This window comes from Streptodolium elevatio (assembly GCF_053592165.1).
The window spans coordinates 112861-138171 of record NZ_JBSFVE010000004.1 but is presented as its reverse complement, the minus strand read 5'-3'; the positions used below and the strand labels follow the sequence as shown (position 1 = coordinate 138171).

At 71.8% G+C, this 25311-nt stretch carries 17 protein-coding genes; 6 read left to right on the top strand and 11 right to left on the bottom strand.

Going from position 1 to position 25311, the window contains the following annotated elements; translation table 11 throughout:
* The 3 genes from ACWD12_RS10290 to ACWD12_RS10280 all read right to left on the bottom strand — a co-directional run bounded on the left by ACWD12_RS10290 (position 1) and on the right by ACWD12_RS10280 (position 1091).
* The gene (locus ACWD12_RS10290) at positions 1 to 186 is read right to left on the bottom strand and encodes a DUF397 domain-containing protein (protein ID WP_450099159.1); all 186 of its coding nucleotides are present in this window, start codon (positions 184 to 186) and stop codon (positions 1 to 3) included.
* Positions 179 to 493, bottom strand: coding sequence for a Scr1 family TA system antitoxin-like transcriptional regulator (locus tag ACWD12_RS10285; RefSeq protein WP_450099158.1), 315 nt, complete (start codon positions 491 to 493; stop codon positions 179 to 181). The genes ACWD12_RS10290 and ACWD12_RS10285 overlap by 8 nt, the downstream gene beginning before the upstream one ends.
* A 79-nt stretch (positions 494 to 572) precedes the next feature.
* Positions 573 to 1091 carry a hypothetical protein gene (locus ACWD12_RS10280; RefSeq protein WP_450099157.1) on the bottom strand — a complete coding sequence of 173 codons (519 nt, stop codon included), beginning with the start codon at positions 1089 to 1091 and terminating at the stop codon, positions 573 to 575.
* Positions 1092 to 1250: 159 nt separating this feature from the next.
* Here ACWD12_RS10280 and ACWD12_RS10275 point away from each other — a divergent pair, with 159 nt between their 5' ends.
* From ACWD12_RS10275 to ACWD12_RS10260, 4 genes are read left to right on the top strand one after another with little or no spacing between them, the layout of a single operon-like run.
* Positions 1251 to 2411: a hypothetical protein gene (locus ACWD12_RS10275; RefSeq protein WP_450099156.1), complete on the top strand. Its 1161-nt coding sequence runs from the start codon at positions 1251 to 1253 to the stop codon at positions 2409 to 2411.
* Entirely contained in the window at positions 2411 to 4738 is a 2328-nt protein-coding gene (locus ACWD12_RS10270) for a VMAP-C domain-containing protein (protein ID WP_450099155.1), read from the top strand. Before ACWD12_RS10275 ends, ACWD12_RS10270 begins: the two co-directional genes overlap by 1 nt.
* Positions 4738 to 5787: an AAA family ATPase gene (locus ACWD12_RS10265; RefSeq protein WP_450099154.1), complete on the top strand. Its 1050-nt coding sequence runs from the start codon at positions 4738 to 4740 to the stop codon at positions 5785 to 5787. Before ACWD12_RS10270 ends, ACWD12_RS10265 begins: the two co-directional genes overlap by 1 nt.
* Before the next feature lie 3 nt (positions 5788 to 5790).
* A complete protein-coding gene (locus tag ACWD12_RS10260; protein ID WP_450099153.1) occupies positions 5791 to 8853 on the top strand; it encodes an SAV_2336 N-terminal domain-related protein in 3063 nt (1020 codons plus the stop codon).
* 57 nt (positions 8854 to 8910) lie between these two features.
* Here the strand turns inward: ACWD12_RS10260 and ACWD12_RS10255 are convergent, their stop codons facing one another.
* Together ACWD12_RS10255 and ACWD12_RS10250 are read right to left on the bottom strand one after the other, a co-directional pair.
* Complete coding sequence (locus tag ACWD12_RS10255; RefSeq protein WP_450099152.1) at positions 8911 to 9792, bottom strand: acyl-CoA thioesterase; 882 nt, start codon at positions 9790 to 9792, stop codon at positions 8911 to 8913.
* A gap of 103 nt (positions 9793 to 9895) precedes the next feature.
* The gene (locus tag ACWD12_RS10250; RefSeq protein ID WP_450099151.1) at positions 9896 to 11053 is read right to left on the bottom strand and encodes a penicillin-binding transpeptidase domain-containing protein; all 1158 of its coding nucleotides are present in this window, start codon (positions 11051 to 11053) and stop codon (positions 9896 to 9898) included.
* A gap of 318 nt (positions 11054 to 11371) precedes the next feature.
* On the opposite strand from ACWD12_RS10250, the gene ACWD12_RS10245 reads away from it, so the two are divergent.
* Both ACWD12_RS10245 and ACWD12_RS10240 read left to right on the top strand, forming a co-directional pair.
* Entirely contained in the window at positions 11372 to 11911 is a 540-nt protein-coding gene (locus ACWD12_RS10245; RefSeq protein ID WP_450099150.1) for an arsenate reductase/protein-tyrosine-phosphatase family protein, read from the top strand.
* 356 nt (positions 11912 to 12267) lie between these two features.
* The gene (locus ACWD12_RS10240; RefSeq protein WP_450099149.1) at positions 12268 to 13623 is read left to right on the top strand and encodes a DUF5685 family protein; all 1356 of its coding nucleotides are present in this window, start codon (positions 12268 to 12270) and stop codon (positions 13621 to 13623) included.
* Between the two features lie 153 nt (positions 13624 to 13776).
* Here the strand turns inward: ACWD12_RS10240 and ACWD12_RS10235 are convergent, their stop codons facing one another.
* The 6 genes from ACWD12_RS10235 to ACWD12_RS10210 all read right to left on the bottom strand — a co-directional run bounded on the left by ACWD12_RS10235 (position 13777) and on the right by ACWD12_RS10210 (position 25226).
* Positions 13777 to 16074, bottom strand: a complete 2298-nt coding sequence (locus ACWD12_RS10235) for an FdhF/YdeP family oxidoreductase (protein WP_450099148.1) — start codon at positions 16072 to 16074, stop codon at positions 13777 to 13779.
* 49 nt (positions 16075 to 16123) lie between these two features.
* A complete protein-coding gene (locus tag ACWD12_RS10230; protein WP_450099147.1) occupies positions 16124 to 17389 on the bottom strand; it encodes a globin domain-containing protein in 1266 nt (421 codons plus the stop codon).
* 413 nt (positions 17390 to 17802) lie between these two features.
* Positions 17803 to 18246 (bottom strand): nitroreductase family deazaflavin-dependent oxidoreductase, encoded by a 444-nt coding sequence (locus tag ACWD12_RS10225; protein WP_450099146.1) that lies wholly within the window; start codon positions 18244 to 18246, stop codon positions 17803 to 17805.
* Positions 18247 to 18383: 137 nt separating this feature from the next.
* Positions 18384 to 22550: a protein kinase domain-containing protein gene (locus ACWD12_RS10220; protein WP_450099145.1), complete on the bottom strand. Its 4167-nt coding sequence runs from the start codon at positions 22548 to 22550 to the stop codon at positions 18384 to 18386.
* Between the two features lie 334 nt (positions 22551 to 22884).
* The gene (locus ACWD12_RS10215) at positions 22885 to 24072 is read right to left on the bottom strand and encodes an acyl-CoA dehydrogenase family protein (protein ID WP_358355046.1); all 1188 of its coding nucleotides are present in this window, start codon (positions 24070 to 24072) and stop codon (positions 22885 to 22887) included.
* On the bottom strand, positions 24072 to 25226 hold the full coding sequence (locus tag ACWD12_RS10210; protein WP_450099144.1) for an acyl-CoA dehydrogenase family protein: 1155 nt from the start codon (positions 25224 to 25226) through the stop codon (positions 24072 to 24074). Before ACWD12_RS10210 ends, ACWD12_RS10215 begins: the two co-directional genes overlap by 1 nt.
* Positions 25227 to 25311: the final 85 nt, after the last annotated feature.

The window sequence follows — 25311 nt, the reverse complement described above, 5'->3', positions numbered from 1 at the left end:
CTACCTCAACCGGCGGTCGAGTGAGGACCACCGTTCCGGGGCGAAGCGGAGAGTCCCGCCGACCGTGGCTCTGGAGTCCCGCACCAACAGCCCGACAGCCGGACAAGCGGCCTCCACGCACTGCCCGTTGCCGCTGCCGCTGTACGACGACTTCCGCCACTGGCGCACCACCGCGTGCCTATGCATTGCGCAGCTCCTGCGATCGGCTTCGGATCAAGTTCATTGAGTCGACCGGTGACAGCGCGACCTTGTCGAGCCGTTCGAACGACTTCCGCACGAACCGCACCGAGCGCGGTGCTTCGGTGAGAACGGTTGCGCCGAACACTTCGGTCGCGGCCGTTGAAGCGTGTGCCTCGCCCGGAAACCCGAACAGCGTCGTCTCCACGGCCCCTACCCCCTGGGATCCGCTGGTGAACGGAACGATCCGAATTTGCAGCCCTGTTGTCTCCGTCAGATCCGTCAGATCGACCAGGTGCGCAAACTGCGCACGCATCACCCCGACCCCAACGCCTCCGCCGGCTCTTCGCCGGCGTAGGCGAACCGACCTGACCTGACCAGTCCTCGCGCCCCGCTCAGGTGTGTACCACCCGGGCGGTGCCGTGGAGGAGGTGGTGGGCGTCGCGTGCCTGCTCCAGGCTGTGCGCGAAGCGGGCGGCGGCCTCGGCCGGCGGGAGGCCGGTGATGTCGGAGGGCCAGGTCCCGGGCGGCACCACCGAGACGATCGCGATGCCGTGGTGCGCCGCGGCGTCGGTCCACGCGCTCGCGACCGGCGCGGGCGGGTCCATCTCCCAGATCTGCCGCTCGCCGAGCAGCAGCAGGCTGGTGAACTGCCCGCTGCGTAACTGCACTTCGGCGCTCGTGGCGGGCGGTTCGCCGAACGCGGGGACGAAGCCGCTCTCTTGCGCCTGATTCAGCAACGTCGGGTAGGAGCCGGTGTCCACCTCGACCACCGCCTCCGGGAGCGGGATCTCGGCACCGGACTCGCGCAGCGCGAATGCGATCTTCATGGGCGTCGCGCCCCGGCGGTCCGGCGCGGGATCCCCGGCGGGCCTCCCGGTCGAGTCCGCCGCGGTGTCTTCGGAACTGGACATGCCCTGCTCAACGCCGCACCCGCGCCGCAGTTCCGGCCCGTCCCCCGGACGCCGTAACCGCCCCTGGGGGGTAGAAGGGGCGAATATCATGGGACGTGGCGCCTCGTCGTGCGACGCCGAGGGGGCGAAGGACTCGGCTCGCGCACGGTTGGGGGGACTATGGGTCGCACGGTGCTGTTTGTGCACGGAACGGGCGTGCGTGCCACGGCATTCCGCGACACGTTCGAGCTCATTCGGCGGCAATTGGGACGCCTGCGTCCAGGCATCGATGTGCGCGGCTGCTACTGGGGCGACGAGGCGGGCGCACGTCTGGCGCTCGACGGCGCATCCGTGCCGGGCTACGCCGACCGCGGGCGACCCACGCCGCAGGAGGATGAGATCGCCCTATGGGCCGCGCTGTACGCCGACCCGGCGTACGAACTCCGGCTGCTCGGCCTACAAGCACCCCCTGACGTCGGGGCAACCCGGTCGCTGCCACCACGGGATGCCTTCTTGGCGGCTGTGCGCGGTTATCGGGCCTCGCCCGAAACGGTCGCCGCATTTCGCCGTCGCAACCTCGAGGAGGCGTTCGAGTACGGGCTCCACCAGATCCGCGCCTGTCCGGAACTGGCCGAAGCGGCGGAAACGATCGACGTCAACGGTTACGAACATCGGCACGCGGTGGCCAGGGCGACCGTCGCTGCGACCCTGGCAATCGCGCTGGAGAACGGCGCGAACGCTGTCGACGGTGTGGCCCGGGACTCGCTCCTGGCTGCCGTGAGCGCGGACCTGCACACACAGGGGAGGGCCCTCGGCGGCCCTGTGAAGAGGGTGGCTGCCGTCGCCGCCACCGCGTGGATGACCAGACGCCGCACCGGGATCACCGACAGAAGCGGCGAACTACTCGGCGACATCCTCCGGTATCAGGCGCGATCCGGGGCCGTTCACGAGGTCCTCCGACGCGAGATCGCCGCCGCGCAGGGTGACCAAGTCACTCTTCTGGCGCACAGCCTCGGCGGGGTGGCCAGCGTCGACCTCCTGGTGAAGGAGGAACTGCCGCGCGTGGACCAGCTCATCACGGTCGGATCCCAGGCGCCGTATTTGTACGAGTTGGGCGCACTCGTGTCCGTCGAGCATCCCGCCGGACTGCCCGGGCACTTCCCGAGACGCTGGTTGAACGTCTACGACGAGCGCGACCTCTTGTCGTACGCCGCCGCGACGGTGTTCCCGGGGCGCGCGTACGACCATATGCTCGACAACGGCCAACCGTTCCCGGCCTCACACAGCGCCTACTGGTCCAATGCCAAGTTCTGGGACGCCGTGGACACATGGCTGATCTGATGTCTGTTCACGACCCCGCCCCTTGTACCGACGCGGTCAAGAACGTCCATGCCGTCGTCGTCGGGATCGAGCGCTACCGCGAAGAGCCCGGCTGGGACTTGCCGGGTGCGGCGGGGGACGCGACACGATTCGCGCGCTGGCTCCTGGACGGCGGTGTCCCCGCCGCGAACGTGCGCGTGCTGCTGGCGCCCCTCGACGCCTCGCGAGCGATGCTCGATCCGCAGGTGTCTTACACCGAGGCGTGGAACCGCGACGAGTACATGAACGCGTTCTCCGAACCGAGGCTCAACGGTGGAAAGGCCGATGTCCTGTACGTGTTCTGGGGCGGCCACGGGCTGCTCGGGCACGGCGATCGCCGGTTGCTGCTGTCCCCGGACGCATCGCGGCGGGACCTGCGATGCATTGACGCCAACGACCTCCGCGAGTACCTGACGCGCACCGAACTCATGGTATTCAAAAGGCAAGTCATGTTGGTCGACACCTGCGCGACTTTTCTGGAGGCGGATCGCTTCGGCTCCGGACCTGCCCTCGCGACCTTCCCCGAGCACCCGCGGCGGGTCACGGAACAGTTGGTGCTGCACGCCGCCGCCGACGGCCGGGTCGCGGCCTCCAACGCAGCCGCGCGGTCGGGTGAGTTCTCCCTTGCTGTGCTCAACTGGTTCGAGGGGAACGCGAGTCCGTGCCATGCGGACTGGGACGCACTGTGTCAGCATGTGACGGGCCATTTCGAGGCTCTCGTCGCCAACGGCCACAGCGTCCAGTCCCCGATTGCGTTGCGGGTCAGGACTCTCGCCGGGTCGACGAGTGACCTGATTGTGCCGCGCACTCTGCCGCCCGCTGACCCCCGCTTGGTGGCGAAGTTGGTGTTGGTGTTGGACCGTATGCTCGTCGACCCGGAGCAACGCCGGATCGTGGTCGAGCGGCTGGCGGCCGCACACGAGGCAGTGGACCCGGCCCTCGCGGCGACCGGCGACGGCCTTGCTGCGCTTGTCGCACATCAGCCACGTGCCATGGCCGCGTTCACCGAGGTGTTGTTCAACGCCGGATATCGGGATGCCGCCGCGGCGTTCCTCGCAATTTCGCGATCGCACGGTCTGCCGGGTCTGCTGTCGCCGAACGAGTTCCGTGGGATCCGCGAACTGCTTCTCCAAGTCCCGCCTGTGTCCCACGCCGACCTGCGGTCCCTGATGTCGTCCGTGTTCCCCCTGGGCGCCGGCGGCACGGTTCGCGCTTTCGGGGAGGAGCCGCGGGAGACGTACGGCCCGCAGGCGCTCATCGACGCCGTTGCCGCCCTCGAAGCGTACGCGGGTGCCCCGGATGCGAGGCAGATGCGCGTCGTTCCGGTAGTCCTCAGGTTCGTCGAACACATTGCCGTCATCTGTCCCGAAGTCGCGGCGGAACTGCACGATTGGGTCGATCACGTGGCGTGTCGCCTCGGCATCGACCGGGGGGCCGTCTCCGAAAGACGGGCGGACGCGGCTGTCTGGGCGGAACACCGCGGGCGCCGCGACGTGTCACCACCGCGCCTCGTCGTGCAGCTCGACATCGCCTCGGGGGATCCCCGCCCGGAGGCTCGGGCCCCCGACACCCTCGTGGCGTGCGTCACCTGGGTCGACGAGGGTGACGGGACGTTGATCCGTGCCGCGGAGCAGATGCCCGGACCGGTCACCACGAGCGAGGTGGCTGGGCACATCGAGGACGTCATCCACTCCCTGGGACCCGGCACCGACCCCCTCGTGGAGGTCGTCCTGTCCCTCGACACTCTGCACATGCCCGTCGAAGCCTGGGACGCGAGCGACGATTCGGACGAAGTACCGCGGCTGATCGGCGTGGAGCGGCGGCTGGTCCTGCGGTGCGCGCCGCTGACGGTGGACAGGCACGAGGCGTACCGGACACGGCAGCTCGCCGCACGCTGGCGGGATCGCGAGCAGCGCGTCGTTGTCCACCTGGGCGACTCCCATGTCGTGGGGCACGCCGCGTACGGTGCGCTCAAGTCCGAGACCGCAGCGTCGCGTGTCGTGATCCATGCCCGACCACCCGGCCGTGAAAGGCTCTTGGCGGTCGCCGTGCGGCTCGGCTATCCGGTGATCATCTGGGATCGCGGAAGCGGTGCGGCCGGGGACGACACGGGGCACTTGGCGGCGCTGCGGCCGGACGGGTCCCTGTTCGGCCTGCCGGAACGTTTGCGGCTTTACCGGGCGAAGTCCTTGGAGAATCCCGACACGCATCCGGTGTGCCCCGCGCTGCTGTGCGAGGACGCGGATCGTCCGCTGCCCGAAGTCCTGCTGCTGACCGAACCCCTGGAAGCCGACCGAGCGAGGGCTTGATGACTGCAGAGCAAGCGAAGGACCTCCCCGGCGGGCGCAGCGTGTCGGCCTCGGCGGACCCGGACACCGCCGCATGGCGGATCTTCCGTGGGGACGGGGTGCGGCGTACGCCAGACATGCCCGAGCCGCCGCCCTGGCGTCGTTTCGACCGCGGCCCGTCCGGGGCCGAGCCGGAATCCTCCCCCGGCTCGCAGCGGTCTCTCGCGCGGCACTACGTGATCGGACAGGCCGAGAGCGACGTGGTCAACACGGCGCTCCACCTGCGCCGCCCGCTGCTGGTGACCGGGCATCCCGGCACCGGGAAGTCGTCGCTCGCCGCGGCGCTCGCCCACGAACTCGGCCTCGGCAGCGTCCTGCACTGGCCGATCAGCAGCCGGTCGACGGTTCGGGATGCGTTGTACAGCTACGACGCGATCGGCCGGCTCCAGGAGACCAACCTGACCGGTGCTGTGGATGAGCACGGGAAGCCCCGAACCACCCCTCCCATCGGCAACTTCCTGAGGCTGGGACCGCTGGGTACGGCGCTCGCCCCGACCGGTCGTCCCCGGGTCCTGCTGGTGGACGAACTCGACAAGGGCGACATCGACCTCCCCAACGATCTGCTCACCGTTTTCGAGGAAGGGTTTTTCGAGATCCCGGAGTTGTCCCGGTTGCCGGAAACGCAGCCGAAGGTCGAGGTGCTGACCGCGGATCCGCATCGGTGCACGACGGTCCACCGTGGTGTGGTGCGTTGCACCGAATTTCCGGTTGTCGTCATCACCAGCAACGGAGAACGCGACTTCCCGCCGGCGTTCCGGCGCCGCTGTATCCCGCTCCACTTCGCGGACCCCGACGAGGAGCGCCTGCGCGCCATCATCTCGGGTCATCTGGGTGACGCGGCGCTCCACGGAGCCGACGAGCTGATCAGCGAGTTCCTGGCCCAGCGGGCGGTCGGCGGTCTGGCCACTGACCAACTCCTCAACGCCGTCTTCCTGCGCCTCGGAGGCGTCAATCTGGCCCCCGGCGGCTTGCTCGAAACGGTCCTGCACCAGCTCAGCCCGGACGGGTGACGGATGACGATTGAGGACGCGCTGCGAGTCCTGGAGGGCGCCGGACTCCCGGTCACCGGCCTCGAACTGCTCGACGCCCTCTGGTTGGCACGGTCCTTGCCGCGCGGGGCCGCCTCCCCGCTCGCCGTCGCTCGGACGGCGGAGACCGGCACGGTGTCCGGTCGAGGGGGCGTCGGCGCTCCCGACGGCAACGATGTCGTCGGCATCGGCGAGGAGTACGCGGGTGATGTCCCGGCTGCCCGACCCGGCGTCGGCGGGCCCCGGGAACCGCGCGAGAATCCGACGCACGGCTGGGCCGCGGTCGCGGCGGCCCCGCCCGCGTCCGGGCAGGGGCCGGCGGGGGTACGTCTGCCCGGGATCAAGGCGCTGCCGGACGAATTGGCCATCGGGCGGGCTCTGCGCCCGCTGAAGCGCCGCACGCCGACGGCACGCCACGAGGACCTCGACGAGGCAGCCACGGCGACCGCATCCGCCGAAGCACGACGCCCTTCGCCGGTCCTGCGTCCCGCACGGGAGCGCTGGATGTCGCTGGCGCTCGTCGTCGACGGCGGTGTGTCAATGATGCTCTGGGGGCGCCACTGCAGGCAGATCCAGGCGTTGATGGAACGCAGCGGTGCGTTCCGCCGGGTCCAGGTGCACGAGATTCGGTACGACGTTTCCGGGCGTCCCATGGGGTTGGGGCCTCCGTCGGGCAACGATCAGCGCGTTCGGCGGCCCAACGAGCTGGTCGACGCGCCGGGCAGAACCATGGTGCTCTGCCTGACCAACGGCACGACAACAGCATGGCGCGACGGCACGATGCACAACTGGCTCACCGCTTGGGGCCGCCAAGGGCCCACGGCGATCTTGCAGTTGCTGCCACGGTCCCTCCGCTCCGGTGCGGCGGTCACCGGGGAGCGGTGGCAGGTTTCCACGGCCAACACCGGCGCGGCGAACGTTGCGTGGCATGCCGCCGATCCCGTGCTGCCGCCGGGGATCGGCACATTCGAGGGCACGCCGATCCCGATCCTGGAGCCGACGCCCGCGAGTCTGGCCGCGTGGTCCGCGCTGATGACGGTGGTGCGAAGCCCTGTGAGCCTTCGAGTGTGGTCACCGCAGCCCACCGTCGACCAGGCCGATCCGACACCCCCCGCCGACGTCACCGCAAGGCATTTCGGCCGCGTCGCATCGCCCGCGGCCGTGCGCCTGGCCGCGCATCTGGCGGCAGCCGCACCGATCACTGTTCCCGTCATGCAACTGGTCAACGACTGCCTTCCAGGTGATGGCGACATGGCACCTCTCGTCGAGGTGCTCCTCGGCGGCCTGATGCGGCCTGTCCCGGCTTCCTCGGTGGCTGCCGCCCCCCGGCACCGTCGGTTCGACTTCGCACCGGAGGCGAAGGAGATGCTCCTCGACTCGGTTCCGACGGCGGAATTGGTCGCCTGCGCCGAGCTGGTGGGGGAGCGGATGGTGCAACTCAGAGGAAGGTCGGCGGACTTCGCCGCATGGGTCGCTCCACTCGAATCGCCCCAGGAAGAGGGGGCGTTCGCCCATCTCGCGCCGTATGCGATGCGTGCGTTCAATATCGACGCGGGTGCCGGCGTTGGCTCCGTTCCGGTGGCCCCGACTGCGAGGTCGGCCGAGCCCACCACGATCCGCCTTACCTCCGCCGCTGTCCGTGCCGACGTCCCCGTGTGGCTGCCAGAAGGCACTGTTTGGTGGCTGGACCGTCGGTTCCGCTTGATCAGTCGGCTCGGTTCGGGCGGTATGGGCCAGGTCTGGAGCGCTCAGGACACTCGTTGGCACCGACTGGTCGCGCTCAAGCTGTTCCACGACGTACCCCGCGCGCACAACAGGCGTCTCATGGCCCGCGACCTGCGCGTTGCCGCCGCGGCCAGCGTGTCCAGCCCGCACCTTGTCTCCATCCATGAGTCCGGCACGGGCTACTTGCAGGCGGGTGATCAGAATGACCCGACCACACCGCCACCCCGAGAGCCCGCAGGGCGAGAAGTCGTATATATGGCAATGGAGTTGGTGAGCGGTCGCTCTCTCGCGCAGATCAGTGCCGAGGAGAGACCGTTGCCGGTTATGCGGGTCCTGCGCTGGGCGGGTCAGCTCTGTGACGCCCTTCTGGCCGCCCACGAACAGGGATTGGTGCACCACGACATCAAGCCGGCGAACGTCATGGTCACCAGCCGGGACCAGCTGAAGGTGGTCGACCTCGGATTCTCGCGCTTCCTGCGCGGACCGGAACGGTCCGACCGGCTGGGCTTGTCACGGAGACTCGACGGGACCACGTTCATCGGCACGCCGGCATACATTTCTCCGGAGCAGGCCAACTCAGCGGCCGTCGACCGCCGTTCGGACCTGTATTCGTTCGGCTGCCTGTTGTACGAACTACTCGCCGGTCGGCCGCCGTTCAGTGGCGGCGACCTCACGACCCTCCTGTTCCGGCACGTACACGTGATCCCTGAACCGCCATCCCGGTATCGCTCCGACATTGCCCCGGCGCTCGACCACCTCGTCCTTGCACTGTTGGCCAAAGACCCCGGCGAACGCCCGCAGACTGCGGGAGAAGTGCGGCGCATTATTGACGCCATGTTGTCGGACGAGCCTCCGCCTTCCCTCGCCGCACCCGTGCCATCGGCGAGCGACAGGACGGAGGCCCTGATGTTCCGTCTGGCGGAGGTCCCCCGCCTTCTCCCCGACCGAGCTGTTGCGAGACTGCGCGACCTTCTTCGCGAATACACCGCCCACTTCGGTCCGGATCATCCCGAAACCCTGAGCGTGCGCGCGCAACTGGCCTACTATTTGCGCGAGTCGGGCGACCTCACCGCAGGGGCCCGGATACTGCTCCAGCTCGTCACGGACTACGCGCGGGTGCTCGGACCGCGCCATCCCGACACCTTGCAGACGTGCTTGGCGCACGCTCGCTGGACCGCCGAGACAGGCAACCTTGAGAGCGCCGCACAGCTCATGCGCGATCTGCTCCCGCGCGTCACGGAGGTGCTGGGAGCCGAGCACGGCAGTGTCGTGCAGGCGCAAGCAGAGCTGGAAGCGTGGAAGCGGGGCGCAACTCGCCCCTAGCATTTCGGGAAGCCCGGCCGCCGAGCCGACCGATCCGGAGGCCCACGGTCCCGCCGGTCAGTGCTGGCGGATGACGGCTTCCTGGACGGCGTGCGCGACCAGGACGCCGTCGTGGTTGTAGAACTCGCCGATGGCGAAGCCGCGCGCGTCCTGGGCGGTCGGGGAGGCCTGCGCGAACAGCAGCCACTCGTCGGCCCGGAAAGGGCGGTGGAACCACATCGCGTGGTCGAGCGAGGCCATCTGGAGGTTTTGCGGGTCGGTGATGTGCGGGGCCGCGGCGGTGCCGGCCAGGGTGAGGTCGGACATGTACGCCATCGCGCACACGTGCAGCAACGGGTCGTCGGGCAGCTTCTCGGCGGCCTTCATCCACACCCGCTGGTGCGGAATGCCGTCGGTGAGGTGCGTGACGGCTTCCGGGTCCTTGGGGACGAACCGCATGTCCATGACCAGCCGGGTCTGGGAGACCTCGTAGTGGTCGCGGGCGGAGCGCGGCAGGCCCTCGTACGGGTCGGGCAGGTCCTCGGGGCGCGGCACGTCCGGCATCGCGCGGCGGTGCTCGGGCGTGTCCTCGGGGACCTTGAACGACGCCGAGAGGGTGAAGATCGTCTCGCCGTTCTGCACCGCCATCACGCGCCGGGTGGTGAAGGAGCGGCCGTCGCGCACCCGGTCGACGAGGTAGATGATCGGCGAGGTCGTGCGTCCCGGACGCAGGAAATAGGCGTGCAGGGAGTGCACGTGCCGGTCGGCGGTGACCGTACGCCCGGCCGCGACGAGGGCCTGCGCGGCCACCTGCCCGCCGAAGGCGCGCAGCGGCGCCCCCGCGTGGCAGGTGCCGCGGAAGATGTTCTGCTCGATCTCGTCGAGGCTCAGCAGGTCGACGAAGCTCTCGGCGCGGCCGCCGGCGAAGGCGACCGGGCGGTCCTCGGGAAGATCGCTCACCTGGTCATGGTGCCAGATGGCGGGGTCCGGAGCGATGGCCCACGACCACGAGATTCCTCACGTCGCGGCAGGCACCCGGCCCCGTCCCTCGCGGCGGCGCCCGTCATGCGGGGACTGCGGACAGGAAGCTCCGCACAATCGGTCCCGCGGAGCCCGAGCCCGACTCGCCGCCGATGACGACCACGGCCACCGCGATGTCGCCCCGGTAGGCCACCATCCAGCCGTTCGTGCCGTTGCCGACCTCGGCGGTGCCGGTCTTGGCACCGACGCCGGGCATGCCGCGGAAGGTCGACGCCGCGGTCCCGCTGGTCGCGCAGGCCCGCATCATGTCCTTGATGCCGGACACCACGTTCTTCGGCAGCGGCCTGGTGTTCTTGTACGTCTCCCCGCCCCGGACCAGGATCGGCTGGTGGAACTGCCCCGTGACGGCCGTGGCGACCACGGAGGCCATGGTCATCGGGTTCATCTTGAGCGCGCCCTGCCCGATCATCTGGGCCGCCTTGTCGGCGTCGTCGGTGGCCGCCGGCACGGTGCCGTCGGTGGTCCCGCCTTCGCCGACCTGCCAGGCGTTGCTGTTGAGGCCGAAGTAGTCGGTGGAGAAGGCGGACAGCTCGGAGTCGCCGATCTTCGAGCGCAGCTCCACGAACGCGGTGTTGCAGGACCGCGCGAAGTCCTGCCGGAAGGTGGCGTCCGGGATCTCGAAGTTGTCGACGTTGTGGAAGGCCTGCCCGGCGACGGCCGTCTTCGGGCACGGCACCTTCGTGTCCGGGGTGACGACACCCTTCTTGAGCAGCAGCGCCGACGAGACGATCTTGAACGTGGAGCCCGGTGCGATCACCCCCGACATCCCGGTGTCGCCCTTGACGGTCGCGACGATCTCGCCGGTGTGGATGTTCAGCGCCACCAGCGACGCCTGCGGCTTGCCCGCGGTCGCCTGCTCCGCGGCGGCCTGCAACTCCGGTACGCGGGTGCCCGACCCCGGCCCGGTCTCGGCGGCGGTCGGCGACGGCGACGCGGAGGTCGACGGCGGGGCGGAGGAGGGCGGTGGGGCCGTCGGTGCGGCGTTCGGTGCGGCGGGGCCGGTCGGGTACGGCCGGTCCGAGACCGACGAGACCGGCGCGCTGCTGTCCGAGCCCTCGCCGTCGTCGGCGACGAACTGCCGGTATCCGATGAGACCGCCGACGGCGATGACGCCGATCAGGAGCAGGCCCATGACGGCTCCGAGCATGCCTTTGGCGGTCGACGCGGTGCGATGCGACATAGCCGTGAAATCCGTTCCCCCGTGGCGCACACGCGGCTGAAGGCGTGCGACAGACCAGTTGCTTGTGTGTGGCGGACGGCGATGCTAGTCCAGCGCGGCGACAAGACCGCCCCCGTGACGCCGGACGTGACCGGATAGCAATCCGTAGAGAAGTCCGGCGATGCACACAGCAGCCGGCAGAAGCAACGAGAAGCCCGAAGAGGCCCCAGGTCACCGGCTTCTCACGCGGCGTCAGGAACCGAAGGCGGACGGGCCGGGGCGGCGCGGACGGGACGTCCCGCCGACGGCCGGTGCCGGGGGCGGCAGTACGGTGACCGCGTGATCCTTGTTGTCTGTACCGGGAACATCTGCCGCTCGCCGATGGTCGAGGCCATGCTGCGCCACCACCTCGCCGAGGCGGGGCTGCGCGACTGGCCGGTGGCGTCCGCCGGCACGCTCGGCTGGGGCTCGGCGTCGATGACCGAGGAGAGCGCGCAGGTGCTGGAGGAGTACGGCGTGGCCGCGCACGACCACACGAGCCGCAAGCTGACCCCCGAGATGTTGGACGCCGCCGACGTCGTGCTCGGCATGACCCGCGAGCACATCTGGGGAATTTCGGCGCGCTCGTCCGACGCGGAGCCGCGCGCGTTCGTGCTGGGGGAGCTGGCCCGACTCGGTGAGAAGGTGGGCCCACGCGGCGACGCTCCGTTGCGCGAGTGGGTCGCCGAGGTCGACGCGCTGCGTGACGTTCGGCGCATGGCGCGCGCGGACGACGAGTTGGCGGATCCGCTCGGTGAACCGATCGAGACGTACCGCAACCTTGCCGTACGCGCCGATGCGCAGGTGCGACGGTTGGTCGGCCTGCTCGCCGGACGGTAGCCCGCGGGGCGGGCCCCAAGGCAAGGCCGCACGGCAAACGCTCGCACGGCAGACGCCCGCAAGGCGGTCCCGCCGGGACGGGCCGGGACAGTCCGGGGCAACCCTCCGTACGTCAACAGTCGGTCAACGGGCGGCCAACTTGCTGCCAAGAGTGACCCGGACGCGACGGCCCCGCAGCGGCGCGCGCCCTGAACTGGTCTGCTGTGCGCGGGCAGCGCCGATCCGCGGTCGAGCCGCTCGACCCCGCCGCCCGGGGGCGGACGGGAGATCGCGCTGATCGCTACCCTGATGCACCATTGCCGGGCCGACGCGGACGGCCGGGGGCGGCATCCAAGTGGCAACGGGGAGGGACACGCGTGTTCGGGATCATCAGGCCGTGTCGGCACCGGCTGACCGACGGGCTGCGCGAGGCGTGGATGGCGCATCTGTGCGGGTTGTGCCTGGCGCTGCGCGACGACCACGGGCAGGCGGCCCGCATCGCCACCAACTACGACGGGCTGATCATCTCGGTTCTCGTCGAGGCCCAGGCGGAGCCGGACAAGGCGGCGTCCGGGCGGCGCAAGGCGGGACCGTGCCCGCTGCGCGGCATGCGCACCGCGGAGATCGCGAAGGGCGAGGGCGCGCGCCTGGCCGCCGCGGTCTCGCTGGTGCTGGCGTCCGCGAAGATGCGCGACCACGTCGAGGACGGGGACGGCGTGTTCGCCCGCCGGGGCGTCGCGGGAGGCGCCCGCCGCATCGCGACCCGCTGGGCGCGGCAGGGCGCAGGGACAGGTCACGACGTCGGGTTCGACACGGCCGTGCTGACCGAGGCGGTCGGCAGGCAGGGCGAGATCGAGGCGTTGGCCGGTCCCGGTACGTCCGTCCTCGTCGTCACCGAGCCCACCGAGACCGCCACCGCCGCCGCCTTCGCGCACACGGCCGTACTGGCCGGACGGCCCGAGAACGCAGAGTCGCTCGCCGAGGCCGGCCGCCTCTTCGGCCGCCTCGCGCACCTGCTCGACGCGGTCGAGGACGTATGGGAGGACCGCGAGTCGGGCTCCTGGAACCCGCTGCTGGCCACCGGGACCGGTCCGGACGAGGCGTACCGGCTCTGCCGCGACGCCGCCCACGGCATCCGCCTCGCCTTGCGTGACGTCACCTTCGTCGAGCAGCGTCTCGTGCACACGCTGCTTGTGCACGAGGTCGACACGGCCGTGGACCGCACCTTCGAGCACGCCGGGTTCCCGATGAAGCGGACGCGCGGGCACTCATGTTCGGCACGCAAAAGTGCGACCGGGACAGAACCCCGTGCGGCCTCCGGGCCCGGCGCCACCGGCCTTCTGGACGGAACCGAGGTCGTGGCTTCCTGGCCGCAGAGCCCGCCCGGCCACCAGCCTCCGCCCTCCGGTCCCGGAAACCCGTTCGGGCCGCAGCAGCCGGGTGACCCGTGGCGTACGCCGATCGGTCCGGCCGGTCCCGGCGGTCCCGGCGGCCCTGGTGGTCCCGGCCGCGGACCCGGGCGGCGCCACAACGCCCTCGTCGCGTGCCTCATCTGGGTCGGCCTGTGCTGCACCTGCCAGGCCTGCTGCCGTGACGAGTTCACCGACCCCTGCACGGGCCAACAGCGTCAAGGCTGCTGCAACAACTGCGACTGCGACCCCGGTTGCTGCGAGTGCTGCAACTGCGGCGATTGCTGCGACGGCTGCGACTGCGGTTGCGACTGCGGCTGCTGACGACGCCGCACCGACAGCCGCGGGGAACACAGCGCAGAATCACAGCGCAGAACCGTCGCGCGGAACCACTGGGAACCATCCGCGCTGGGGACCCCGTGTGTCGGCCCGCCTGACGCGTACGTCGAGCGGGTCGACCAGGCCCAAGACCGTCGGTCACACGTCGCGCGGCTCCAGTCGCACGATCACCGACTTCGACGTCGGGGTGTTGCTCACCTCGGCGGTACTGTCCAGCGGCACCAGCACGTTCGTCTCCGGGAAGTACGCCGCCGCGCACCCGCGCGCGGTCGGGTACGCCACCACGCGGAACCCGGGCGCCCGCCGCTCCACGCCGTCCGTCCACTCGCTCACCAGGTCGACCGTCGCCTCGTCCGCGACGCCCAGTTCGGCCAGGTCCGCCGGGTGCACGAACACCACGCGGCGCCCCGCCTTGATCCCCCGGTAACGGTCGTCCAAGCCGTAGATCGTGGTGTTGTACTGGTCGTGCGACCGCACGGTCTGGAGCACCAGCCGCCCGGTCGGCACCTGCAACACCTCCAGGGCGTTCACCGTGAAGTTCGCCTTGCCCGTCGCCGTCGGGAACCGCCGCTCGTCACGCGGCCCGTGTGGCAGCACGAAGCCGCCCGGCACCCGGACGCGCCGGTTGAAGTCCGCGAATCCGGGCACCACCCGCTCGATGCGCTCCCGGATCAGGTCGTAGTCGTTGCGGAACGCCCGCCACGGCACCGCGACCCGGTCACCGAGGACGCGCTCGGCCAACCCGCACACGATCGCGACCTCGGAGCGCAGTTCGCGCGACGCGGGCGCGAGCCGCCCCGTCGACGCGTGTACCGCGCTCATCGAGTCCTCGACGGTCACGAACTGCTCGCCGCCCGCCTGCACATCGGCCTCGGTACGCCCCAGGCACGGCAGGATCAGCGCCCGCCGCCCCGGCACCGCGTGCGAGCGGTTCAGCTTCGTCGACACCTGGACCGTCAGGGCGGTGCCGCGCAGCGCGGCCTCCGTCGCGGCCGTGTCGGGCGTCGCCGCCACGAAGTTGCCGCCGACCGCCATGAAGACCTTCACGCGGCCGTCGCGCATCGCCCGGATCGTGTCCACGACGTCGTGCCCGTGCTCGCGCGGCGGCGCGAAGCCGAACTCGGCCTCCAGCGCGTCCAGGAAGGCGGCCGACGGCTTCTCGTAGATGCCCATCGTGCGGTCGCCCTGCACGTTGCTGTGCCCGCGTACCGGGCACACGCCGGCGCCCGGGCGTCCGATATTGCCGCGCAGCAGGAGGAAGTTGACGACCTCGCGGATGGTCGGCACCGAATTGCGGTGCTGGGTCAGGCCCATGGCCCAGCACACGATCACCCGCCGGGACTTGAGGACCTGCTGGTGGATCCGCTCGATCTGCGCCCGGGGCAGTCCGGTCGCCGCCAGGACGTCGTCCCAGTCCGTGGCGCGCACGTCGGCGGCGAACTCGTCGAATCCCGCGCAGTGTTCGTCGATGAACGGGCGGTCGAGGACGGTGCCCGGCGCGGTGTCCTCCGCCTCCAGGAGCAATCGATTCAGCGCACGGAACAGCGCGAGGTCGCCGTTCACCCGGATCTGCGCGAACTCGTCGGCCAGCGCCGTGCCGTGGCCCGCGATTCCGTTGGGCCGCTGCGGGTTCTTGAACCGCATCAACCCCGCCTCGGGCAGCGGGTTGACGGCCACGATGTGGGCACCCGCGCGCTTGGCCTTCTCCAGCGCGGACAACATGCGCGGGTGGTTGGTCCCCGGGTTCTGGCCCACGACCAGGATCAGGTCGGCCCGGTGCATGTCCTCCAGGGACACGCTGCCCTTGCCGACGCCGATCGTCTCGCTCAGCGCCGAACCGCTCGACTCGTGGCACATGTTCGAGCAGTCGGGGAGGTTGTTGGTGCCGAACGCCCGCACGAACAACTGGTAGGCGAACGCCGCCTCGTTGCTCGTCCGCCCCGACGTGTAGAACGCCGCCTCGTCCGGCGAACCGAGCGCGGCCAGTTCCTCCGCGATGATGCCGAACGCCTCGTCCCACCCGACGGGCGCGTAGTGCGATGCCCCGTCCGCCAGGTACATCGGGTGCGTCAGCCGCCCCTGCTGCCCCAGCCAGAAGTCGGTGCGCTCCGCCAGCGACGCCACCGAGTGCGCCGCGAAGAAGTCCGGCGTCACCCGGCGCAGCGTCGCCTCCTCGGCGACGGCCTTCGCGCCGTTCTCGCAGTACTCGCCGATCGGGCTGCGGTGCTCGCCCTCGGGCCACGCGCACCCCGGGCAGTCGAAGCCGTCCTTCTGGTTCACCTTGAGGAGGGTGAGCGCGCTGCGGCGTACGCCCATCTCCCGGCCGGCGTGCTTGAGCGTGGCAAGGACCGCGGGCACGCCCGCGGCGTACCGCTTCGGCGACCCCACCGTCATACCGCTGTCGTCGAAGTCTCCGACCGGTGGTTTGCCGACCATGTCCTCGCCTGCCTTTCGTGCCGATGCCGAGTACACGGTACGCCCGCCGCTATCCAGCGCCGAGCACGCGCTCCCCCTGGGAGACGGTGTCCAGGCTCTCGGTCAGCAGGCGGCCCGGCGCGACTCCCAGGTCCAGCGTCAACCGGCTGGTCGTCGCGCGCACCATCGCCGCGGAACCGCTGATGAACACGTCGTGGTCGTGCCAGTTGCCGTAGCGGGCGATGATGTCCGGCAGCGTGCCGCGGGCGCCGTCGAACGAGTGCTCGTCGGAGACGGCCGGCACCACGTGCAGCCACGAGTACATCTCGGACATGAGGGCGAGCGAGCGTACGTCGTACAGCTCCGAACTGTGCCGCGCGCCGATGAACACATAGGCCTGGTGCGCGAGCTGGCGCTGTGCCATGTGCTCGACCAGCGCTTTGATCGGGGCGAGGCCGGTGCCGCCCGCGATGCACAGCGCCCGGCGCAGCGACTCGCCGCGCATGACCAGCGCGCCGCGCGCCGGGCCGAGTCGTATGTGGTCGCCGACGCGGGCGCGGTGCACGAGGGCCTGGCTGACCCAGCCGGCCGGGAGCGCGCGTACGTGCAGTTCCAGCAGGCCGTCGGCGCGCGGTGCGTTGGCTATCGAGTAGTGCCGCCACACGCGGGGCCACCAGGGCGTCTCGACGGTGACGTGCTGGCCGGGGCGGTAGGGGAGCGGGCGGTCGGGGGCCACCGTGATGATCGCGATGTCCGGTCCGCGGTGCTCGTGGGCCACGATGCGCGCGTCCCACCACGGCGGCGAAGCGGCCGCGTCCTGCTCGGCGGCGTCGATCATGATCCCGGCCGCCCACCCGTAGAGCGCCGTCCACGCGTCACGTGTGGCGGCGTTCCAGCGGCCGCCGGAGTACCGGGCGAGCGCGCCGATCAGGGCGCTGCCGACGGCCGCGTAGTGCTCGGGCAGGACGCCGTACTTGCGGTGGTCGCGGCCGAGCTGGCGCAGGAACTCGCGATGCGCCTCCGGGGCGTGCGCACCGGTGCCGAGGCGCAGGAGCGCGGCGAGGAGGCGGTCCCGTTGCGCGTCCATCATCGGCGGGAACATCGCGCGCAGGTCGGGGCGGTCGATGAACAGCAGCGCGTAGAAGTGCGACACCAGGTCGTGGGCCATCGGCGCCACGGCGGCCAGGCTCTCCTGGATCAGCCGCGGGTCGAGCGGCTCGTGCGGACCGGCCGGGGGAGCGGTGGGTTGCGGCGGCACGGGCCCGGACACCTGGGCGGGCACCCGGTCGACGGGCGGGACGTCGGCGGCCCACTGCGGCGCCTGATTGCTGTTCATATGTCGCACCCGGACAACCTGAGCATGGCGGAACGCACCCTCATGGACTCGGAGCGTGACCGGCCGGGGGCGGACTGATGGGCGTCACCGGTGCCGGTCGCGAGGACGGAGCCTCATGAACGTAGGGCGCACGGGGGTGCACGGAGCCCGGGTTCGGGCGAAGTGGATCGCGCGGGGACAAGCGCGGCGTAACGTGGACCAGTTGCCTGCGAGGTTCGTGGGGCGAGGGCGACCCCGTGCGGTTGCACGGCGCGCGCACGGATCCACGTGTCAGTGCACCCGGCGGCACGCAACGACGCACCACGGCACATCTCGATGCACGCACTCAGGAACGTGCGTGCACGCACTCGGACACACGAGCGGGGCGCATGCCCGGGTGCGTACGCAGGCGCCCCGCGGTGTGCCCGAGCGCGTCAGCCGCCGTCGTTCGCCTCCAGGACGAAGACGGGGATCTGCCGGTCGGTCTTCTTCTGGTAGTCGGCGTAGTCGGGGTACGCGGCGACCGCGCGCTCCCACCACAGCGCCTTCTCGTCCCCGGTGACCTCACGCGCCGTCATGTCGCGGCGCTCCCGGCCGTCCTGCAGCTCGACCTGGGGGTCGGCGACGACGTTGTGGTACCAGAGCGGGTGCTTGGGCGCGCCGCCGAGCGACGCCACCACCGCGTACACGCCGTCGTGTTCGACCCGCATGACCGGCGTCTTGCGGAGCTTGCCGCTCTTGGCGCCGCGCGTCGTCAGAACGACGACGGGCATACCCCTTATGGTCGTGCCCTTGGTGCCGCCGGAGCTCTCGTACTGCTCCACCTGGTCGCGCACCCACTTGGTCGGGCTCGGCTCGTACTCGCCGGTGAGTGGCATGGTGATTGTCCCTTCCTGTCGGTAGCCCAAGGTCTACCACCGGGGACGGGGTGTATCCCATGAGCCGCTCCGCACAGACGCCCGAACGGAGGTGCCGAACTTTCGCCGGGTCACCCCGCCGTGTCACCCCGCCCGTGTCACCCTGTTGTACGCCCGAACTCCGCTGCCACCAACTGGTTCGCGCTCACCGCCGCCGCCATCGCGTCCGTCCCCGCGAGCACCGCGCGCCCGAACTCCAACACGGGCCGCTCCGACCAGCCCGGCGCCGCCGGGTATGCCCGGCCGGACGTACGCACCGCCGACGCGCCCGCGCGCAGCATCGGGTTGGGCCCGAAGACCGCCTGCTCGGGCACCGTGCGCGGCGAGAGCGCGCCGGCCGTCCGGGACACCTGGTCGCGCCACGAGTCCGTCGCGAGCAGCGCCAGCAACTCCACGGCCGCGGGTACGTCGCGGCACTTGGCCGACACCGCAAGAGCGGTCCCCTGCACACCCACCACCCCCGGCGCGTCGGCGGTACGCCCCGGCATCGCGAACGCGTTGAGCTGTTGCCCGAGTGCCGCGTCGGCCGCGAGCGCGGTCGGGTGCAGGGAGGCGGAGCCGACGACGGAGGCGGCCCGGCCGCGGGCGAACAGCTCGCCCACCTTGAGACCGTCCTCGGTCAAGTCCTGGGCTTCCGGGGCGTATTGCTGCAAACGGCGGAAGAACCGGACCCCGTCGATCGACCCGGGGAGGTCGAACGCGCCCCGCCACGTGTCCCCTTCGCGCAGCGCGAGCGCGCCGCCGGAACCCCACATCAGCGACGCGAGCACGTGCCACGAGCGGCCGGGCAGCCAGAGCGGTCGGAACTCGCGGTCGTCGGCGAACTGCGTACGCAACTGCTCAAGACCGTCGACCCATTGCTCGCGGGTGCTCGGGACCGCGACGCCCGCCTCGGCGAACATGCCCTGGTGGTAGAGCACCACGGGAGCCGAAGCGGTCAGCGGCATTCCCAGCAACCGGTCGCCGGCCTTGACCGCGGACTGGACCGCCGGGAGCCATGCGCCGGTGTCGAAGCGGTCCTGGTAGGGGGCGAGGTCCATGATGCGGCCCGCCGCCTGGTGGGCGGCCAACGACAAGATGTCGACCTCGAACACGTCGGGCGCGGTGTCCTGGCCGGTGCCGAGTTCGGACACGAGAGCTTGCGCGTAGCCGGACGACTCCTTCGACTCCGCCGCGAGTCGCAGGCGGCTGTCGGTCCCGCGCAACGCCTCGGCAATTTCCTGGAGCTGACCGGCCGTCACCGAGCCCTGCCGGAACCACGCGCGAAGCGGTGCCGCCGGGGCGGGCGCGGCGGGGCCGGGGACCGCGGCGGGCGGGGCCGCGACCGGCGCGGTGCGTACCGGCTTCTTGCTGCCGCCGTCGCCCCACAGCACCGCGCCGGTTGCCGCCCCCGCGAGCACCGCCGCGCCACCGGCGACCCAGGCGAGGAAGCGGCGCCGCTCGGCCTTGGCCTCCGAACGCTGCCGTGCGGCCGCGGAGTTCGCGGCTTCGGGGGCGGTCGCCGAGGCGCCGGTCTTCGACGGGGTGTCGGGGCGTGGGGCGTCCGCGGCGCGCGGGCGCGAGTTGTTCGGACCGGTCGGGCGGTCGTGGTTGCGCTCGCGGCTCCGGTCGTCGGTACGGCCGCGACCGCGCGTACGCTCCCGGTCGTCGCCCGGGCGACCGGGGTGGCCGGGCTGTCCGGCGTGACCGGCGTGACCGGCGTGACCGGCGTGACCGGTGGACGACGCGCGGCGTGTGCCGCGTGAGCCTTCGCGTGTCGCATCGTGCGGTTCGCCGCGTTGTCCGTCGCGCTGCCCGCCGTACTGTCCGCCGTGCTGTCCGTTGCGACCGCGTCGTACGGCCCCCGCGGGCTTGCCGGGGAGGTCGGTGACGCCGGGCGGTGCGGTGACCGAGGCGCGGGGCGGCAACGGCTCGTCGTCGTCCACGAGTTCGGCCTCGACGATTTCGGCGTCGAGGATCTCGTCGGCGGGCAGGGCGGTTTCGACGGTCTCGACCGTGATGACGGGCCCGTCGGGCTCGGGCCGTGCGGCCCGCCCGCGGGCTTGCCGGGACTCGGCGGACGTCGTGTTCTCGGCGGGGCCGGGGGACTTGGCGGCCTTGGCGGCGTTCTTCGGCATCGGCGAGGCGGCCTCGTGCGCCGACGATGTCTCGGCTGCTTCAACGGCTTCGGCTGCTTCAAGGACTTCTGTGGCTTCGGCACCTTCGACGGCGTCGAGGGTTTCGGCGGCCGGTTGTGACCCGGCGGTGCCCGGCTTCCCCGGCAACGGGGTGGCGGTCGGCTTGGTGAACTGCCCTGCGCCGGGTCCGCCGACCGGCCGGCGCGGCGCCGCCGATGCGGTGGACGCCGCCTCTTGCGGAGCTCCGGATCCGCCGTCGCCCGGGGGCTGGTCCGAGGAGCCGCGCTCTGCGGTACGGCCCTCCGAGCCGTCGCCTGGCCTCGCCTTGGCAGCCGCTTCCGGTGCCGCGGCCGGATCCGCGGCCGGTTTCGGAGCCGGGGCGGCACTCGTGGCCGCGGGCTCCGCCACCTTCGAGATGGCGGAGCCCCGGTCGGCGGTGAACGTACCCGCGCCCGGCCCGCCGACCACCGCCTGCCCGGCGGCTTCCGGGCCCGCCGGCTGCTGCTGTGCTCCCACCCGCCGACCGCGGGAGGGCCCGATGCGCGTGGAGGCGCCCGGGCCGCGCGGGATCGGCATCGGAAACCGCCGCTCCGGTGCGGGAGTTGCCGGTGGCGTCGCCGGTTCGGGCGTCTCGCGTACGTCGGCCGCCGCAGTGCCGGGAACCGCGCCGTCGGCGGTAGCGGCATCCGCCGCCGCGCGGGCCTCCGCGGCCGCCCTCTCGACATGCAGTGCGGCGCCCGGGCCGCCGATCATCTTCGGCTGCCGCGCCGGCGGCAGGTCGCGGTTCGGCGCGCCTGATGCGGGCGCTTCCTCGGACACCGGGCGCGCGGCGCCGCTCGGGCCCACTCCGGACGCGATGCCCGGGCTGTCGGCAGTCGTGCCATCGGTGTTCCGGTCCGCAACCGCGCCTTGTGCGACCGTCGCCGGGGCACTCGCGGACCGTGCCGACGCGTCCCGGAACGGCCGGGCTCCCGGCGGCACGCTCGGCTGCGGCGTAACTCGCGACGGAGTGCCCGGCGCGTTGCCGGGCGGATTGCCCGCCGGCGGGACTGTCGCGGCAACCGGCGTCGCGGTCACAGGCGTTGGCGGTGCGGCCGACGACCGCGCCACGACCGGCGTCACCGACTGCGTCACAGACTCCGTGATCGGCCGCATCAACGGCTGCGTCGGCGCCGCGCCGGCCGAACGGGCGGACGGGGAGGGCGGACCAGGCGGCGTACGCGGCACCATCGTCGGGCCCGTCCCCGGCGTTTCCGCCCCCGAGTGCGCCCACACCGTGGCCGCGCGCTGCGCCACCTCCGCCGCGATGCCGTGCGGCAGCCAGCCGGGGCCGTCGAGTTCGCTCGCGGTGGCCGCGTACACCTGGGCCGGAGTGGGCCGGTCCTCCGGCGCCTTCGCCAGACACGCGGCGGCCAACTCGCGCAGCCAGGACGGCAGGACGCGCAGTTCGGGGATCCCGTACAACACCCGCTCGGTGACGCCCGGCGCCGTGTCGGCGCCGAACGGGCCGGTGCCGGTGGCCGCGTGGACGATGACGCAGCCGAGCGAGAACACGTCGGCGGCCGGGCCGACCCGGCGCCCGTCGAGTTGCTCGGGCGCGCGGAAACCGGGGGAGGGCAGCACCGTGCCGACGACGACCCCGGCCTCGGTCACCGACGGGCCGTCGGGGCTGCGGGCCACCCCGAGGTCGACCACGCGGGGTCCGTCCGGTGCCAGCGACACCTGGGTGGGCCCGAGGCGTCCGTGCACGAGGCCGACGCCGTGCAGCGCCTCGAGTGCGGCGGCGAGTCCGGCCGCGAGCGTGCGGACGGTACGCGGGGGCAGCGGCCCGTACTTCGCGACCGCCTCGCCCAGTCCCGGTCCCGGCGTGTAGGAGGTGGCGAGCCACAGCACCGGTCCGTCGGTGCACGCGTCCAGCACGGGCACGGCGTAGGGGCATGCGATGCGTTCGGCCGCAGCGACGTCGTGGGCGAAGCGCGTGCGGAACGCCGGGTCGCGGGCCGGCACGGGGCGTACCGCCTTGAGTACGATCGGGCGGCCTTCAGGGGTCGCGCCGAGGAAGACCTGGGCGGTGGCGCCCTCCCCGAGCACGGCCACCAGGCGGTGGCCGCCGATCTGCCGCGGATCGTCCTTGTGCAGCGGCCGCATCGCACTCCCTCACTCGGCCCGGGCGGCGGCGCCGCACGCCGTTGCCCCACACAGGCCACCTTGTGGGAACGGTGGTCAGCACCAGGCCGAGATTTCCGCCCCACCGGACGGGGACGCAGTCTGCCAGATGTCGGGCGGCCGTTTTGGCGCATCACCAACGGGCGCCCGGTCAACGCCTGCTGACGGTCCGTCGTACGCGCCGGTAGCTCCGCTGACCGGAGCGGGCGTGTCGGGCGGCGGCCGGGAGCGGTCACGGCACGCGCACGGCGCGACACCGCAAGGGACGGATATGCCCCGCGTCACGCGCGTGACGGCGTGGCACATCCGTCCGAAATCAGCGGGCTCTAGGCAGGCCGAGGCGGTGCTCCGCGATGTTGTTGCGCTGGATCTCGCTCGTGCCGCCGTAGATGGTGGTCACCGGCGCGTCACGCGCCGCGAGGTCCACGAACCCCCAGTCCTCGCCCGCCCCGTGTGTGGGGGAGAGCAGGCCGGCCGCGCCCGCCATCTCCTGGCAGGCCTCCGCGGCGCGGTTGTACGCCTCGCTCGCGAACAGCTTCGCGACCGAACCCTCGGTGGTCGGCAGTCTGCCCTGGCTGGCGAGCAGCGCCGGGCGTACCGCGAGCAGTGCGGTGATCTCGTTGTCGACCGCGATGCGTGCCAGGCGGCGCCGCACTCCCGGATCGTCGATCAGACGGGTGCCGTCGGTCCGTTCGGCGGTGCGGGCCCAGTCGGCGAAGCGGCGCAGCAGCGTCACGCCCTGGTTCATGTTGCCGAACACGCCGCGCTCGTACGCGAGTGCGACCTTCATGACGTCCCAGCCGCCGTCGACCTCGCCGAGCCGCCACCGGTCGGGCACGTGCACGTCGGTGAAGTAGGTGATGTTCGTGCGGTCGCCGCCCATCGTGTCGACGGCCTGGAACTCGATGCCCGGCAGGTCCATCGGTAGCAGGAACATCGTGAGGCCGCGGTGCTTGGGCAGGTCCGGGTCGGTGCGCGTGAGCAGGATGACGTACCCGGCCTCGTGAACCAGCGTGGTGAACATCTTCTGCCCGTTGACCAGCCACACCGGCTCGTCGCCGGGGTGGCCGGGGATGCGCTCGGCGCGCGTCGCGGCGGCGGCCACGTCCGAGCCGGACCCGGGCTCGGAGTAGCCGAGGGCGGCGATGGCCTCGCCGCTGTGGAAGTGCGGCAGGACCTCGCTGATGTGGAAGTCGCTGCCGATCTGCTCGATGATCCCGGCCACGAGCATCGCGTTGGCGAGCCCGTAGAAGGGGGCACCGGCGAGGCCCATCTCGTCGAACAGCACGTACAGTTCGAGCGGATCGCGCCCGGTGGCCCGGCCCGCGCCCGCCATGCCCTCGGCGATGATGCCGGTGGCCGCGAGCGCGCGGTGGAACTCCCAGTCGTGGAACGTGCCGGTGCGGTGGGCGCGTTCGACCATCTCGGGGGTGAGGTGGTCGGCGATGAAGCGGCGGATCGAGGTGCGGAACTCCTCGACGGACGGCTTGGGTGCGAAGTCCATCAGTGCGCTTCCTCCGTGCTCACCGCGTCGATGGCGCCGGTGGCGTCGATCGAGTGTGCCGCGCCGCCGCCGGCCGCGCCTGGGGCGCCGACCGGGCCGAACAGCCGGTCCGCCAGCGCCAAGTACTCCTCGTCGGGATCGCCCAGCACCAGCGGCCAGCCGCGCGCCCGCCGGTAGTGGAGCTGGATGTCGTACTCCAGCGTCACGCCGTAACCCCCGTGGTAGTGCAGCGCGCGGTACGTCGTGTTGCGCGCCACGTCGGTCGCGGCCAGGAACGCCATGGACGTCAGGCGGCCCGCCTCGTCGGCGTCGCCCTCGTCGTCGGTCCACGCGGCCCTCGCGGTCAGCAGGCCGACGCCGTCCAACGGCGCGACCAGGTCCGCGAGTCCCTGCTGCACGGCCTGGAAGGCGGCGATGGGCCGGTCGAACTGACGGCGTTCCAGGGTGTAGGCGATGCCGATCTCCAGCGCTCGCGTCGCGACGCCGGTCAGTGCCGCGGCGACGCCGAGCTGCCAGTCCGTACGCATGCGCGCGTGCAGGGCGTGCGCCTCGCCGCCGCTCGCGAGGACGATGCGCTCCGCGACCGCGTCGCCGCGCAGCGGCCGGTCGGCCAACGGCGCGCACGCGTGGTTCGGGGGAGCCGTCATCGGGGCGTCCGAGCGCACCGCGACCAGGTCGTCTCCGTCGAGGCCGACGACCGCGTCCGCGACGGCGCCGCCCGGCACCAGCCGCGCCACGCCGTCCACCGCGGCATGCAGCGCGGGCACCGCGACGATGTCGCCCTCGACCGCCTCCGCGAACCACCCCGCCCCGCTGCCGGCGGCGGTACGCGCCAGTGTGCGCATCGCCGCGACGTGCTCCGCGAGCGGCACGGGGGCGAGTGCCTTGCCGGCCTCGACCATGAGCAGGACCAGGTCGACCGCGGTCGCCCCACCGCCGCCCAGCTTCTCCGGCACGCCCATGCCGGGCGCGCCCGTCTCGCGCAGCCGGGCCCACAGGGCGGGGGCGTGCCCGAGGGGCTCGGCATCGCGTACGACCGTTATGGGACAGCGGTCCGCGAAGAACCTCGCGAAGGCGTCCCGGACCGTCTTCTGGTCCTCCGTCAGTTCCAAGTCCACCTTGGCACCGTAGCGGCCGACCCCCTCGATTGACATGGTCAAACAGGCCGTGACGTGCACCGCATCCATGCGGCAAGATCTCGATCTCGTGACATTACTCGTCGGTAGGTGACCGCACCGG

Bases quoted from the DNA above. Each gene is read 5' to 3' on its own strand.
- ACWD12_RS10290 (WP_450099159.1), bottom strand. From the start codon at position 186: ATGCATAGGCACGCGGTGGTGCGCCAGTGGCGGAAGTCGTCGTACAGC.
- ACWD12_RS10285 (WP_450099158.1), bottom strand. From the start codon at position 493: ATGCGTGCGCAGTTTGCGCACCTGGTCGATCTGACGGATCTGACGGAG.
- ACWD12_RS10280 (WP_450099157.1), bottom strand. From the start codon at position 1,091: ATGTCCAGTTCCGAAGACACCGCGGCGGACTCGACCGGGAGGCCCGCC.
- ACWD12_RS10275 (WP_450099156.1), top strand. From the start codon at position 1,251: ATGGGTCGCACGGTGCTGTTTGTGCACGGAACGGGCGTGCGTGCCACG.
- ACWD12_RS10270 (WP_450099155.1), top strand. From the start codon at position 2,411: ATGTCTGTTCACGACCCCGCCCCTTGTACCGACGCGGTCAAGAACGTC.
- ACWD12_RS10265 (WP_450099154.1), top strand. From the start codon at position 4,738: ATGACTGCAGAGCAAGCGAAGGACCTCCCCGGCGGGCGCAGCGTGTCG.
- ACWD12_RS10260 (WP_450099153.1), top strand. From the start codon at position 5,791: ATGACGATTGAGGACGCGCTGCGAGTCCTGGAGGGCGCCGGACTCCCG.
- ACWD12_RS10250 (WP_450099151.1), bottom strand. From the start codon at position 11,053: ATGTCGCATCGCACCGCGTCGACCGCCAAAGGCATGCTCGGAGCCGTC.
- ACWD12_RS10235 (WP_450099148.1), bottom strand. From the start codon at position 16,074: ATGGTCGGCAAACCACCGGTCGGAGACTTCGACGACAGCGGTATGACG.
- ACWD12_RS10230 (WP_450099147.1), bottom strand. From the start codon at position 17,389: ATGAACAGCAATCAGGCGCCGCAGTGGGCCGCCGACGTCCCGCCCGTC.
- ACWD12_RS10225 (WP_450099146.1), bottom strand. From the start codon at position 18,246: ATGCCACTCACCGGCGAGTACGAGCCGAGCCCGACCAAGTGGGTGCGC.
- ACWD12_RS10220 (WP_450099145.1), bottom strand. From the start codon at position 22,550: ATGCGGCCGCTGCACAAGGACGATCCGCGGCAGATCGGCGGCCACCGC.
- ACWD12_RS10215 (WP_358355046.1), bottom strand. From the start codon at position 24,072: ATGGACTTCGCACCCAAGCCGTCCGTCGAGGAGTTCCGCACCTCGATC.
- ACWD12_RS10210 (WP_450099144.1), bottom strand. From the start codon at position 25,226: ATGTCAATCGAGGGGGTCGGCCGCTACGGTGCCAAGGTGGACTTGGAA.